8 protein-coding genes are annotated in these 14,714 nt (G+C 54.1%); 7 read left to right on the top strand and 1 reads right to left on the bottom strand.

Translation table 11 applies throughout. The annotated features are described in order from the left end of the window. The 6 genes from dnaA to NHH88_00030 all read left to right on the top strand — a co-directional run bounded on the left by dnaA (position 1) and on the right by NHH88_00030 (position 8,565). Positions 1-1,398 carry a chromosomal replication initiator protein DnaA gene (dnaA, locus tag NHH88_00005; protein ID USX14216.1) on the top strand — a complete coding sequence of 466 codons (1,398 nt, stop codon included), beginning with the start codon at positions 1-3 and terminating at the stop codon, positions 1,396-1,398. 96 nt (positions 1,399-1,494) lie between these two features. Next, positions 1,495-2,601 carry a DNA polymerase III subunit beta gene (gene dnaN, locus NHH88_00010; protein USX14217.1) on the top strand — a complete coding sequence of 369 codons (1,107 nt, stop codon included), beginning with the start codon at positions 1,495-1,497 and terminating at the stop codon, positions 2,599-2,601. A gap of 318 nt (positions 2,602-2,919) precedes the next feature. Beyond that, positions 2,920-5,421, top strand: coding sequence for a DNA topoisomerase (ATP-hydrolyzing) subunit B (gyrB, locus tag NHH88_00015; GenBank protein ID USX14218.1), 2,502 nt, complete (start codon positions 2,920-2,922; stop codon positions 5,419-5,421). A 230-nt stretch (positions 5,422-5,651) separates the two neighbouring features. Then, positions 5,652-6,740 carry a DUF262 domain-containing protein gene (locus NHH88_00020; protein USX14219.1) on the top strand — a complete coding sequence of 363 codons (1,089 nt, stop codon included), beginning with the start codon at positions 5,652-5,654 and terminating at the stop codon, positions 6,738-6,740. After that, positions 6,740-7,354 carry an MAE_28990/MAE_18760 family HEPN-like nuclease gene (locus NHH88_00025; protein USX14220.1) on the top strand — a complete coding sequence of 205 codons (615 nt, stop codon included), beginning with the start codon at positions 6,740-6,742 and terminating at the stop codon, positions 7,352-7,354. Before NHH88_00020 ends, NHH88_00025 begins: the two co-directional genes overlap by 1 nt. A gap of 32 nt (positions 7,355-7,386) precedes the next feature. Then, on the top strand, positions 7,387-8,565 hold the full coding sequence (locus NHH88_00030; protein USX14221.1) for a DNA cytosine methyltransferase: 1,179 nt from the start codon (positions 7,387-7,389) through the stop codon (positions 8,563-8,565). A 136-nt stretch (positions 8,566-8,701) separates the two neighbouring features. Here the strand turns inward: NHH88_00030 and NHH88_00035 are convergent, their stop codons facing one another. After that, positions 8,702-10,057 (bottom strand): hypothetical protein, encoded by a 1,356-nt coding sequence (locus tag NHH88_00035; protein ID USX14222.1) that lies wholly within the window; start codon positions 10,055-10,057, stop codon positions 8,702-8,704. A 760-nt stretch (positions 10,058-10,817) separates the two neighbouring features. Between NHH88_00035 and NHH88_00040 the strand changes: the two genes are divergently transcribed. Further along, positions 10,818-14,612 (top strand): DUF3427 domain-containing protein, encoded by a 3,795-nt coding sequence (locus NHH88_00040; GenBank protein ID USX14223.1) that lies wholly within the window; start codon positions 10,818-10,820, stop codon positions 14,610-14,612. Positions 14,613-14,714 lie beyond the last annotated feature (102 nt).

The following is a 14,714-nucleotide window of genomic DNA, read 5'->3' on the forward strand; positions in this document are numbered from 1 at the left end:
ATGGAAAATTTCTGGCAGACCTGCTCCGCACAGTTGGAGTTGGAACTGACGCCGCAACAATTTAGCGCGTGGATAAAACCGCTCATCCCACTCGATTACGAGGCGGGCAAGTTGCGTGTGGCCGCACCGAACCGCTTCAAGCTGGACTGGGTCAAGTCGCAGTTCGCCAGCCGCATCACCGCGCTGGCCAGCCAGTACTGGGAAGCGCCGACCGAGGTGCAGTTCGTGCTCGATCCGCGCCTGTCGATGCCGCGCAAGCCGGCCACCGTGGTGCCGGCGCCGGACTACAACGACGGCAACCCGAACAACCACCCGCGCAATTCCGATCCGGTGCCGTCGGTGCCCGAGCTGCCGGCTTCGGCCGCGCCGCGCCGCGAGCAGAGCCGCATCAACACCGATCTGACCTTCGACAGTTTTGTGACCGGTAAGGCCAACCAGCTGGCGCGCGCCGCCGCCATCCAGGTCGCCAACAACCCGGGCGTGTCGTACAACCCGCTGTTCTTCTACGGCGGCGTCGGCCTGGGTAAGACCCACTTGATCCACGCCATCGGCAACCAGGTGATGGCCGACCAGCCGGGCGCCAAGATCCGCTACATCCACGCCGAGCAGTACGTGCGCGACGTGGTGACCGCCTACCAGCGCAAGGGCTTCGACGATTTCAAGCATTACTATCACTCGCTCGACATGCTGTTGATCGATGATATTCAATTCTTCGGAGGCAAAAGCCGCACGCAGGAAGAATTCTTCTACGCGTTTGAAGCGCTGATCGCCGCCAAGAAGCAGATCATCATCACCTCGGACACGTATCCGAAGGAAATCACCGGCATGGACGACCGCCTGATCTCGCGCTTCGACTCGGGCCTCACGGTCGCGATCGAACCGCCGGAGCTGGAAATGCGGGTCGCCATTCTGTTGAAGAAGGCCAAGCAGGAAGGCGTCACCTTCTCGGATGACGTCGCCTTCTTCGTCGCCAAGCACTTGCGCTCGAACGTGCGCGAGCTGGAAGGCGCGCTGCGCAAGATCCTGGCGTACTCGCGCTTCCACGGCAAGGACATCACGATCGACATCGTCAAGGAAGCGCTGAAGGACTTGCTGTCGGTGCAGAACCGCCAGATCTCGGTGGAAAACATCCAGAAGACCGTGGCCGACTTCTTCAACATCAAGGTCGCCGACATGTATTCCAAGCGCCGTCCGGCCAACATCGCCCGGCCGCGCCAGATCGCCATGTACCTGGCCAAGGAACTGACGCAAAAGAGCTTGCCGGAGATCGGCGAACTGTTCGGCGGACGCGATCACACCACGGTGCTGCACGCGGTGCGCAAGATCGCTTTGGACCGCACCAAGAACCCGGAATGCAACCACGAACTGCACGTGCTGGAACAAACGCTGAAGGGCTAGCGGGACGCTAGTTTTGCCATTATGATTGGTCGAACTGCAGAGCTGCACACAAGTTAATCTTGAAATATCGTTAATCTTTACTACTGAGGATAATCTATGCAATTGGTCAAAACCACCCGAGATACCCTTCTCCGGCCACTGCAGATCGTGAGTGGTATTGTCGAGCGTCGGCACACTATGCCGATTCTGGCCAATATCCTCATCCGCAAAGACGGCGAAAACGTATCCTTCCTGTCGACCGACACCGAAGTGCAGATCACCACGAACGCCCAGATCGGCTCCGGCGCCGAAGTGGCCGGCACCACCGTCGCCGCGCGCAAGCTGCTCGACATCCTGCGCGCGCTGCCGGAATCGGGCGACGTCACGATGACCTTGCTGAACAAGCGCCTGACCGTGCAAACGGGCAAATCGCGCTTCGCGCTGCAAACCCTGGCCGCCGAGGAATTCCCGACCGTCCAGCAAGCCGACAGCTACAGCGCCAGCGTGACCCTGCCGCAAAAGACCCTGAAGCACCTGTTCAACATGGTGCACTTCTCGATGGCGCAGCAGGACATCCGCTACTACCTGAACGGCCTGCTGCTGGTCCTGGACGGCAACAACGTCATCGCCGTGGCCACCGACGGCCACCGCCTGGCGTTCTGCCAGGTCGAGACCGAGCAATCGTTCGAGCGCCAGGAAGTGATCATCCCGCGCAAGACCATCATCGAACTGCAGCGCCTGCTGGAAGAAAACGACGAGACCGTTCAACTGGACATCGCCGCCAACCAGGTCAAGCTGACCTTCGCCGACATCGAGCTGATCTCGAAGCTGGTCGAGGGCAAGTTCCCCGACTACACGCGCGTGATCCCGAAGGGCTACAAGAACGAATTCACGATTGGCCGCGATGAGCTGCTGCGTTCGCTGCAACGCGCCGCCATCATGACCAGTGACAAGTTCAAAGGCGTGCGCTGCATCATCACGCCGGGCAGCATGAAGATCAGCTCGACCAACGCCGACCAGGAAGAAGCGGTCGAGGAACTGGAGATCGACTACGGCGGCGATAGCGTCGACATCGGCTTCAACGTCACCTATTTGCTCGACGTGCTCAACAACCTCAAGTGCGACCAGATCAACGTCGCCCTGGGCGATTCGAACTCGTCGGCGCTGATCTCGATCCCGGATAACACCGATTTCAAGTACGTCGTTATGCCGATGCGGATCTAAGCGTTGGCCGATTACGCCTTCGGCTAATCCGCCCTACGTGTCTCCAGACAACGCTGCCGCAATCCATCGGCGGCGACATCCGGAACCCGATCGGGGCGCGCGGCGGATACCGCGGCCAAACGACCCGGAACATGATCGGTACGGCTTGCGGCGGATGCCGCGGCCAAACGACCCGGAACATGATCGGGACGGCTTGCGGCGGATGCTGCGGCCAAACGACCATGGATCCACGTAGGGCGGATTAGCGCGAAGCGCGTAATCGGCCAAACCAGCAGGCCCCAATCAACACCAGCAACAGATAAACAGAGAAAGCAGTCCATGTCCGCCATCCCAGCAGAGAATCCAGCCCCAGTGGTACCGACCGAAGAATACGGCGCAGCATCGATCCAGATCCTCGAAGGTCTGGAAGCAGTACGCAAACGTCCCGGCATGTACATCGGCGACACCTCGGACGGCACGGGCCTGCACCACCTGGTGTTCGAAGTGCTGGACAACTCGATCGACGAATCGCTGGCCGGGCACTGCACGGAAATCCACGTCACCATCCACTCGGACAACTCGATCTCGATCACCGACAACGGCCGCGGCGTGCCGACCGGCCTGAAGATGGACGACAAGCACGAGCCGAAGCGCTCGGCCGCCGAAATCGTCATGACCGAACTGCACGCCGGCGGCAAGTTCGACCAGAACTCGTACAAGGTCTCGGGCGGTTTGCACGGCGTGGGCGTATCGTGCGTCAACGCGCTGTCGAAGCTGCTCAAGCTGACCATCCGCCGCAACGGCAAAGTGCACTACATGGAATTCGTCCGCGGCGTGCCGCAAAACCGCGAACTGGAAATGGTGGACGGCGTGGCCGTCTCGCCGATCAAGGTCATCGGCGACACCGACAAGCGCGGCACCGACGTCCACTTCTGGGCCGACGAAACCATCTTCAACCACGTTGAATTCCACTACGAAATCCTGGCCAAGCGCATCCGCGAGCTGTCGTTCCTGAATAACGGCGTCAACATCAAGCTGACCGACCAACGCAGCGGCAAGGAAGAAATCTTCGCCTTCGAAGGCGGCACGCGCGGCTTCGTCGAATACATCAACAAAGCCAAGACGGTGCTGCACCCGACCGTGTTCCAGGCCACCGGCGAACGCATGTCGGACCAGAACACCAACATCTCGGTCGACGTCTCGATGCAATGGAACGACGCCTACAACGAGCAGGTGCTGTGCTTCACCAACAACATCCCGCAGCGCGACGGCGGCACCCACCTGACCGGCCTGCGCGCAGCGATGACCCGCGTCATCAACAAATACATCGACGAGCAGGAATTCGCCAAGAAAGCCAAGGTTGAAATCACCGGCGACGACATGCGCGAAGGCCTGACCTGCGTGCTATCGGTCAAGGTGCCCGAGCCGAAATTCTCGTCGCAGACCAAGGACAAGCTGGTGTCGTCGGAAGTGCGCGGCCCGGTCGAAGAGATCGTCGCCAAGACCCTGGCCGACTACCTGCAGGAAAAACCGAACGACGCCAAAATCATCTGCGGCAAGATCGTCGAAGCGGCGCGCGCGCGCGAAGCGGCCCGCAAGGCCCGCGACCTGACCCGCCGCAAAGGCATCATGGACGGTCTGGGCCTGTCGGCCAAGCTGGCCGACTGCCAGGAAAAAGACCCTGCCCTGTGCGAACTGTACATCGTCGAGGGTGACTCCGCAGGCGGCTCCGCCAAGCAGGGCCGCGACCGCAAATTCCAGGCGATTTTGCCGCTGCGCGGTAAGGTCTTGAACGTGGAAAAGGCGCGCTTTGAAAAGATGCTGTCGTCGGAACAGATCACCACGCTGATCGCCACGCTCGGCACCTCGATCGGCCCGGACGAATTCAACGTCGAGAAGCTGCGCTACCACCGCATCATCATCATGACCGATGCGGACGTCGACGGCGCCCACATCCGCACGCTGCTGCTGACCTTGTTCTACCGCCAGATGCCGCAACTGGTCGAACGCGGCCACATCTACATCGCGCAACCGCCGCTGTACAAGGTCAAGGCCGGCCGCGACGAGCGTTATCTGAAGGATGACGCCGAGGAAGCGACCTACATGATGAACGTGGCCCTCAACACGGCCGTGCTGACGCCGCGCGAGGGTGCGGACCCGATCGTCGGCGAACCGCTGGCCGAGCTGGTGCGCCAGTTCAACCTGGCCAACGTCATCATGATGCGCCTGACGCGCGTGATCGACCGCGCCGCGCTGACCGCCATCATGACCGGCGTGACGCTGGATCTGAGCACGCAGGAGCTGGCCGAGGTGTCGGCGGCCGCGCTGTCGAAGGAGATCAACGATATCGCCGTCAAGGTTACGGTGATTTCGGACGAGCTGTCGGAAAAGCACGCGCTGCGCATCGAGCGCATGCATCACGGTAACGTGAAGGTCAGCTCGATCGACGCCGACTTCGTGCAGGGCGCGGACTACAACGTGCTGGCCAGCGCGGCGGCCACGTTCAAGGGCTTGATCGGCGAAGGCGCGATCGTCAGCCGTGGCGAAGGCGAGCGGACGAAGGAATCGGCCGTGGTCGACTTCCACCACGCGATGCAGTGGCTGCGCGACGAGGCGGAACGGGTGGTGTCGAAGCAGCGCTACAAAGGTCTGGGTGAGATGAATCCGGATCAGCTGTGGGAGACCACCATGGATCCGACCGTGCGGCGCTTGCTGAAGGTGCAGATCGAGGACGCGATTGCTGCGGATCAGATCTTTACTACGCTGATGGGGGATGATGTGGAGCCGCGTCGGGCGTTTATTGAGAATAATGCGCTGCGGGCGGGGAATATTGACGTTTAATTGCTGTAGGTGGATCCAAATGCTGGCAATTTGGATATCATAAAATCGCAGGAATGGGGTCGTGACAATCTTTTTTCACTGCACCTCGATTGCAATGAGTTACTCGTAGAGATGATTGGGAGGCGACCTGACAAGTTTCTTGTTTTGGCTGCCTCCTAACTTTTTAGGCATCTAAATTGTCGATGCTTCGAGTGTTCTTAGCTGGAACAAACCCAAACCAAGAGACCGGCATGAGCAAAAAAGCGAAAGTACTAGAGGATTCTGCGAGCAGCATTGATGCCGAGCAGCAAATTAGAGATAAGAAGCTGGACGTAGATTACCAAACAAAAGAATTTACTACAGAAGTTCTCGTGCAGAAATATTTTGAGGGTGAGCCCGAGGACGAAAATGAAATTTTCATTCCAGCCTACCAGCGAGCGTTCGTTTGGTCGCCAGAACGTAAAAGCAAATTTATTGAATCCATTATCCTTGAACTGCCCATCCCTTACATCTTTATAGCGACACTTCCTCGAGAAATCGCTGACGACGAAGGCCGGGCTGAAATAGTCGATGGTTCGCAGCGAGTTCGGACGCTTGCAGGCTTCTTGCACGACAAATTCCCTTTGGTCGGCCTAGAAAAACTTAACAAGCTAAACGGATTCAAATTTTCCGATCTCACCCTTTCACGGCAACGAAAGATCAAACGTCAAGGCATTCGAGTTATCGAACTATCGGACAAGGCAGATGAAGCTATTCGCCGCGACATATTTGAACGCATAAATACAGGTAGCGATGAGTTGCGAGATATGGAAAAGCGCAAAGGAATTTATACAGGTGCGTTTTATGAATTTATAAGAGAGTGTGCTGCCCGCGAAGATTTTAAAGAAATCTGCCCAATTTCATTTTCAAAACAACGGCGAGAAGAAGCGGAAGAGCTGGTTTTGCGATACTTCGCATACTCTGATACCTATTTGAACTTTAAGCACGATGTGCGGAAGTTCCTAGATAAGTATCTCAAGGAAAATCAACACGAATTCCCACGTGAACGTATGTTGGCGGAATTTAACGGAATGATGGCTTTTGTTAGGAATAATTTCCCATATGGTTTTCGGAAAAATCCCGGTGCTACGACCGTTGCCCGTGTTCGGTTTGAAGCACTAGCTTGCGGGGTCACACTTGCTCAACGAATTAATCCTGCGCTCGTTTCGCCACAAGTCGATGTTAACCAATGGATAAGTTCAGAAGCGTTTAATACACATGTCGCATCTGACGCAAGTAACTCTTTGCCCAAGTTACGCGGACGAATTGAGTATGTGAGAGATCGTTTGCTGGAGGCCTAATGCTAAATGCGCAAACCGAGTTCGAGAGACGCGATAAAGAAATAGAGGAATTTCTCTTGCACTTGGAAGGATTGGAAGGCGAAATCGGAATATCTGCTTCGCTAATGAACACAATGAAGTCAGGTGTGTTGGTGATGTTGTATAACGCCGTCGAATCCACTATGACCAATTTGATGCAAGACGTTTTTGATCATTTAAAAACGCATAATGTCGATTTCACCAATCTAAACGAAAAAATGAAATCGATTGTTCTAGGTTATAGCAAACGAAGAAGTCCAGTAAAATTAGTTAAAAAGATGACTGAGTCGAACCTTGGATTGGCGATTGCTTGCTTTGAACGATCAGATGTGTTCTCTGGAAACATCGACTGCAAGGTAATACGCGACACGATGACCGAACTTGGAGTAACGTCAAGACATAGGTATGTCGATGACGCCCTATTAAAGGTCAAAGGTGAGCGAAATGATCTCGCCCATGGTAACAAGTCTTTCGGCGATTGCGGACGAGCATACTCAGCTGCTGATTTAAGAACCTTGCACAAAAAAATTCAAATTATTTTGAGCAAGGTAATTATTGATTTTGAAGCATTTATAGCCGCGAAAGCATATGGCTGAATATATCCTGGCAATGGAAGAACTTGATTGCAATGTCAATTAGCAATACTGTTAGAGTGAAAAACGCCACAGCCGCTTCAGATTATTGGATTCAATATAATAGGACCAAGTCGTGGCCGGCTTTCCAACCTGCGGCCCCAGAATTGCGTGTGGTCGATTTATTTTCTGGATGTGGTGGGCTCACACTGGGAGCATTTATCGCCTGTGAGCAATTGAACAGACAGCTTAAGGTTTGCCTTGCGGCCGATGTCTGGTCCGAGGCTTTGGAAGTCTATAAACACAACTTTTCGCACGTCCTTGATTACAGCACAACTGCCGATTTATCGACATTAGTTGTCAATCCAGGTTCCGCTGCATTGTCGCCCACAGGGATTGAACTTGCCGAGAATTTGGGTCAAGTGAATGTAATTGTTGCAGGCCCTCCTTGTCAAGGACACTCGGATTTGAATAATTCAAGTAGGCGTGACGACCCCCGCAACCTGCTATATACCATTCCTGTCGCCTTCGCACTGCATCTACGTCCTGAGATAGTTTTAATTGAGAACGTTCCAACAGTAATTCATGCAGAGCACAATGTAGTAAGTTCAGCTCAACAGCTTTTAATAAATTCCGGTTACGCTGTGCTTGAGATCGTGGCGAATGCACAAAATTTTGGGTTACCTCAGACACGCAAGCGGCACATCATGCTCGCGTCCCGTACGCTTTCCAAAATGGAAATGATAGATCGGCTATCAAAGCTAGAGACACGCTCTGACGATGTGCAGCTTTGGGATTTCATTAGTGATTTGGAAAATGAAGCTGAAGACAAAGATCTGTTAATTACCAAGCGATCGAAGATTTCGCCAGATAATATTCGTCGAATTAATTACTTATTTGACGCTGATGTTTTTGATCTTCCGAACGAGCACCGTCCGCCATGTCATAGAGACAAGGAACATAGTTACGTATCTATGTACGGCCGCTTGAACCACAGTAAACCGGCCCAAACGATAACTAGCGGATTTGGTTCGATGGGACAGGGACGCTTTGTTCATCCGACACAACGAAGGATGATAACGCCGCATGAAGCAGCTCGAATACAAGGTTTCCCTGATTATTTCGATTTCAACCCGGCAGGGAAAATTACCGCGTTGCGGGAAATGATTGGTAATGCAGTCCCGCCTCCTGTAGCTGCCGTTTTACTAACTGCGCTACTCTCTGGGTCACGATGACAATGTGGCCACATGACGGAAATGTTCTCGTTTTACGGTGCTTGCTGAAATGTTCTTGAGCATTTTTTCACTCATCAAGGCACCTACATCTGGTGTAGCCTAAATTGGCCGATTTGGCTAAGAACAGGCTTTGCGGCTACACCGACCGACGCTTATTTTTCGCAATCGCGAACTCCGGCCGTTCTCCAACATTTTCAAGTAAGTCCACAGCCAGGGCTTGAGCCACTGGATATAGCTCAAGTGGTAGCGCCAATTCCAGCGCCAGCAGAACCCGCACCTTGGGTGGTCTCACTGGGTGATCAATCCGCGCCTGGGCCTCCAACACGGCCTTGTATTTCACGAACTGATAGAGGCCACGTTCGTAGTCGCGGAGATTGCCTTCCGAAGTCGACGCTTTTACTTCCACACCGACCCATTCTTTCGCTGATTGGAAAAGTACATCAATCGCATCGCCGGAACGCAGTCCATATTCGCAGAACACCTTGGCGTCTAGCGGGGCCCCTACCAGGGCAGGCTGCGCCGCAATGAATTCCTTGAGCGCGAGATGCTGTGGCGACTCGCCGCCTGCACGGCCGCCGCCGGCAGCTCCAGGAACATTTAGTTGAGGCGGCTCACCGGGCAGTTGCAAAACCGATTGCACGTCTAGCCAGTGCCGGCCAAAGCGCATGATGCTTAAATATTCCAATTCAACCTGATCGGCTTTTTCTCTCCGAGACAAAGTTGGGTAATTCGGCCAACGGCCACCTATGCCTACCCCCGGCAGGCCGCGATCAGGGCCGGACTTGTCGACCACAATGGTGGTCAGATACGGTACATTTTCATGCAGCAACTCGGCGGCACGATCGATGTGCATCATAGCCCTGCCCAAGACATCACCCATCCCTAGCGCCATCGGATCGCCGTGCATGTCGCGACGATTGAGTTGCTCGGCCAAGTCCTCGTAGGTCATCGTTGTCATCACCTCGTCGCGCTGTGCCAATACGTGTGTTATCAAAAAAGGAATGCTCACCAGTGCTAACTCTTCGTTGGAGCGGTTAGCTGCAGCGGCTGGCGCTTCGACTACCGAAACGACAGTTCCTTCGGGTACTTGCCACCGATTACGTAACTCGAATCGCTGCCGCTCGATCTTGAATTTCTGTAGGAAGCTCAACGCCTCTTCGAGTGTAGCAAAACCAATGCGAAACCAGTTGACGGGCTCACCGCGTTGGTGGATTTTGAATTCGCGCGCACCGTAGAGCTGCCGGTGGTACTGTAACCAGCGTAATATGCTTAGGCGCTCTGATCGAATGTCTACTAGCCTATCAGGGTTCAACGCGAATTCAACCGCATTGCCCGGCGCATTATCTGAGACGTAGGCAGACGCAATGTGTCCGTCGGGGCGCATGATGCGCCATCCGTGGGCCAAGTCATTGGGTCTACGATTTCCGGGTAAGGCATCGAGCAAGGCATCTACTATGCGGGTATCACGCAAGGTGGTCGACGGATTGGGCATGAGTCCTTAGCGGTGAAAGTAAAGTCAAATTATTGTCGGCGGCCAACCTAATGCAAAGTGTTGGCGGCCACGATTTCAAGTGTGAGCTCCTCGCTAATCTGACGACGACTTTCGTCTTGTCTCCTGCCCTTTGGAAGCGGACTTGGTCCTCTTTCTATGCACTATATGAATATATGTCATTTCCGCGTCGATGGCCAAGTAAGAATTCAAATCTGATCGCATTGCCAGAAAATGGGTAACCATGCGCCAGGCTTCCGGATTTTTTGCAGCACCCTGGGACGCAAATCGTATAGCGTGCCAATTTATGGATCCATATACTCCAAGTCCCATATAAGGCAGTAGAAAAACTCTCAGCTTTCTATCATCTTGTTCTGAAAATATCCAATCTAAAAATTGGCATATTTTTGGCGTTTAGGATCTAATACAGGTGGCGGGCCCTTGCCGCTTCGGCGTTGTAATCTCTAATAATCGAAGAGAGCATTATGGAATGGGATCTTTTCTGCATGATGAATATAATTTTGCGAACAGTTTTTCGAAGATGTAGTCAAAAATCAGTTTGCTTAACCGTGAAAATTTGATACTAATAGCGGTGCTCAACAAGACATAGTTCGGAACGCCATCAATTCATTAAAAGACGGCCTTCATTCAAGGCGAGTCAAGTAATCTTACAAAAAAAGCATCGGCCCAACTAATGACGTCAACACTTACTTACTACAACCAAAACGCAAGCAGTTTTTTCAGCAATACCGTAGATGTAGACATGTCCGTCCTGCATGATCGTTTCTTGTCGGAAGTGAGCACAGGGGGAAACATCTTGGACGCCGGATGTGGCTCTGGGCGCGATACCAAAGCTTTTTTGGGTCGAGGTTATCGTGTTACCGCATTCGATGCGTCGGAAGAACTTGTTATTCTCGCCAAGAAGCATACTGGCATCTCCATACAGGTGCGGAGCTTCCTGGATATTAAAGAGCAAGCGATGTACGACGGTATCTGGGCGTGCGCCAGCTTGCTTCACGTTCCGCAGGCAGAAGTACCTAAAGCGTTGCAATGCCTTTGGCGTGCGCTAAAACCGGGTGGTGCCTTTTACCTAAGTTTCAAACTAGGAACGGCCGAACGTGTTCAAGATGGACGTCACTTTACTGACGTCGACGAGTTGCAACTACAGGAATGGCTCGCCGCGCTGGATAACGTCCACAGCGTCGAGTGCTGGTTGTCTACAGACCAGCGACCAGGCCGCACCGAGCAATGGTTGAATGCGCTCGTCCTTCGAACAAGCGCACCAAAAGAGCATCTCATCACCGGAGGCCAAGATCCATTCCTCCCACACCTTTGCGCTGCTATTAATCTAGCGTCAGACGTTGATCTCGCCGTTGCTTTCATCAAGACGACCGGACTGCGCCTACTGCTCCCAGACCTACACAGCACGCTCAAAGGTGACATTGAACTGAAGCGACAACCGGCGCGAGTGCGCGTACTGACCAGCGATTACCTTGATGTCACTGACCCCGAGGCGCTTCGCCTGCTGATGCTACTCCAAGCACAAGGCGCACACGTTAAAGTCTACGAATCCGCCGGCAGCAGCTTCCATCTAAAAGCGTATCTATTCGCTCAACACAGCGGTGGGAATGGCTTGAGCGGAACCGCATTCATTGGGTCCAGCAACATCAGTCGCCAAGCACTGAAAAATGGTCTCGAATGGAATTACCGTATCGATTACCCCGGCGACGACGGGTTCCTCGAAGCGCGCTCACAATTTGAGGAGCTGTTCGCCCACCCTCGCTGCATTCCTCTGACCGATACCTGGATTGATCACTACGAGGCCCGGCGCGTTCCATTACCGATGACGGTTGCACCGGGCAGCCTTGAGCAAGATCCCCCGCCAGTCCCGTCCAGCGTACAAAACGAGGCATTGTTTGCGTTGCGCGAGACACGTGACGAAGGTTTTCGTCGAGGCTTGGTCGTGCTTGCCACGGGCCTCGGAAAAACTTGGTTAGCAGCTTTCGATGCGAAACAACTCGGCGCACGACGAGTATTATTTGTCGCGCATCGGGAGGAGATTTTGAATCAAGCAGCGGAGACCTTCTTGAGGATACGGCCAAGTGCACGCGTCGGCTTTTATGCAGGGCAGACACGCGATACAGAAGCCGAAGTACTGTGCGCTTCAATCCAAACGCTAGGCCGAGAGGAACATCTCGAACGATTCTCGCCAGAGCATTTTGACTACATCGTGGTAGATGAATTCCATCACGCTGCGGCAGCCACATATCGGCGGCTACTTGCATATTTTTCACCACGCTTCCTGTTGGGACTGACAGCAACGCCGGACAGATCGGACCAATCCGACATCCTTTCGCTATGCGATGACAATCTCGTTTACACGCGAGGACTGTTTGCAGGCATCACGTCCAAGCTTCTAGTCCCGTTTCACTACTATGGCATCTTCGACAGCTCCGTCGACTACACCGAGATACCGTGGCGCAGTGGGCGTTTCGATCCCGAACAGCTCTCCAATAAACTGGCGACATTGGCGCGAGCACGACATGCGCTAGCTGAATGGCAACTCCGGAAGCAACAACGCACTTTGGCATTTTGCGTGTCGATCGCGCATGCAGAATTCATGTCTGCACAATTTGACAAAGGCGGCATCGCTTGCGCAGCCGTGTACGCCGGTTCCATGCTGAGTCGAGCTGACGCGCTTGAGCGATTGCGTGACGGCCGCCTCGCGATCATATTTTCGGTCGACCTCTTTAGCGAAGGTGTGGACTTACCCGCCATCGACACGGTCATGATGTTGCGTCCCACCGAATCGAAAATTCTCTTCTTGCAGCAGTTGGGACGAGGATTACGCATGAGCGAAGGCAAGACGCGCCTGGTCATACTGGACTTCATCGGCAATCACAAAAGCTTCCTGCACAAGCCCCAATCTCTATTCAACATTGACGCCAGCTATAAAAAACTGGCAAATTTCGCACGCAAGGTTGAAGCAAGGACGCTCAACTTGCCCGACGGCTGTTTCGTCAATTACGACTTACAGTTGATCGATTTCCTCAAGTCCCTGGACAGCGACGGCATCAAAAACGAGTATGTGGCACTGAAGGACAGCCTGGGCAGGCGGCCAACGCTTGCGGAGCTCTATCGGTCTGGTGCCAGCATGCTGTCCATGCGCAATGACTACGGCGATTGGTTTGCCCTGGTCCAGGCGATGGATGACCTTGATATAGAAGAGCAAGAAATCGCGGACAAACATCGCGGCTTCTTACGCGAAGTCGAGACGACGGCTATGACGAAGAGCTTTAAGATGGTCTTGCTTGAGGCATTTCAGGAGCTAGGCGGATGGGAACATCCACCAACTGTCGGCACACTCGCTGATCGATCGTGGCAAGTTCTCCAGCGTCGACGGGCTTTACTCGCGGATCTTCCGGAGGCTCAACGCAAGCTAGCGGATGGGACTAGCGATAACTGGCGGCGGTATTGGGCGGCTAACCCAGTGAACGCCTGGGTTGGCGCCACTAGCTCCGCTCGTAAAAACACCTATTTCCAGTTGCAGGACGGTCTGTTTGAAGCAAACTTCGCACCGGCAGACGCCCGTCAAAAGAAATTTGAACAGATGGTCCAGGAGATAATCGACTATCGCCTTGCCGCGTATCAAATCAGGCGTGCAGGTACTGACTTGACGGACAACGTATTTCCGTTTGATAGAACCGCTAAGACTCGCAACGGCACCGACTTGCCGTATTTCCCGAATTTGAAAATCGCATGTGGCCACTTCAAGACAGGCACGGTAGACGCGGAAGAGTATCGTCGCCTCGGGGCCAAGTACGGTCGTCTAGATCCGCAGCGACACTTCATCGCGCGCGCATCCGGCAATTCCATGAACGGTGGGAGGCATCCGATTCAGGACGGCGATTATTTGCTACTTGAGCATATCACGCCGACTAGCGCCGGCTCCATTACCGGCACAGTAATGGCTATCGAACGTCAGGACGAGTCTGGCGATGGATTCCAATATCTTCTGCGGACGGTGTTGAAGTCGCCAGATGGAGGATATGTTCTCCGCGCCAGCAATCCTAACTATCAGGACATGGATACAACCGAAGGAATGCATACCCTCGCGCGCCTCAAATCCGTCATCGATCCGCTGGACCTCGCAATCGGTCGACCGTTTCTGCGCGAGGACATCGCGCCGCTCTTCGGCGCGACGTACAGCATCGGGAATTGGAATGCCGGCCACGTATCACTAAGTAACCAGAATGCGGTAGTGCTTTTGGTCACGATCAACAAGCAGGGCAAAGCCAAAGATCACCGCTACCTGGACCATTGGATCGATGACAAAACGTTTCATTGGCAAAGCCAGAACTCGACATCTCCAACCAGCAAGAAAGGGAAAGATATTGTCGAGCACGAGAAAAATGGCGTCGCGATTCATTTGTTTGTGCGCGAGTCTAAAATGGAAAACGGCAAAGGCGCGCCGTTCGTCTATCAAGGTAAGGTGCGCTACCAGAGTCACACCGGCAGCAGTCCTATGAGCGTTGTTTTTAGTCTCGCAACCGACTAACCCCAACGAGACTTCAGCGAGCATCGACAAGGAGACGAGACCACAACCATTTGGGCCATTCTCCGCGAGGATGGCTGGCGTTCCCAGGAAAACCGCTGCCTG

This window comes from Oxalobacteraceae bacterium OTU3CAMAD1 (assembly GCA_024123915.1).
Classification (GTDB): Bacteria; Pseudomonadota; Gammaproteobacteria; order Burkholderiales; family Burkholderiaceae_D; genus Rugamonas.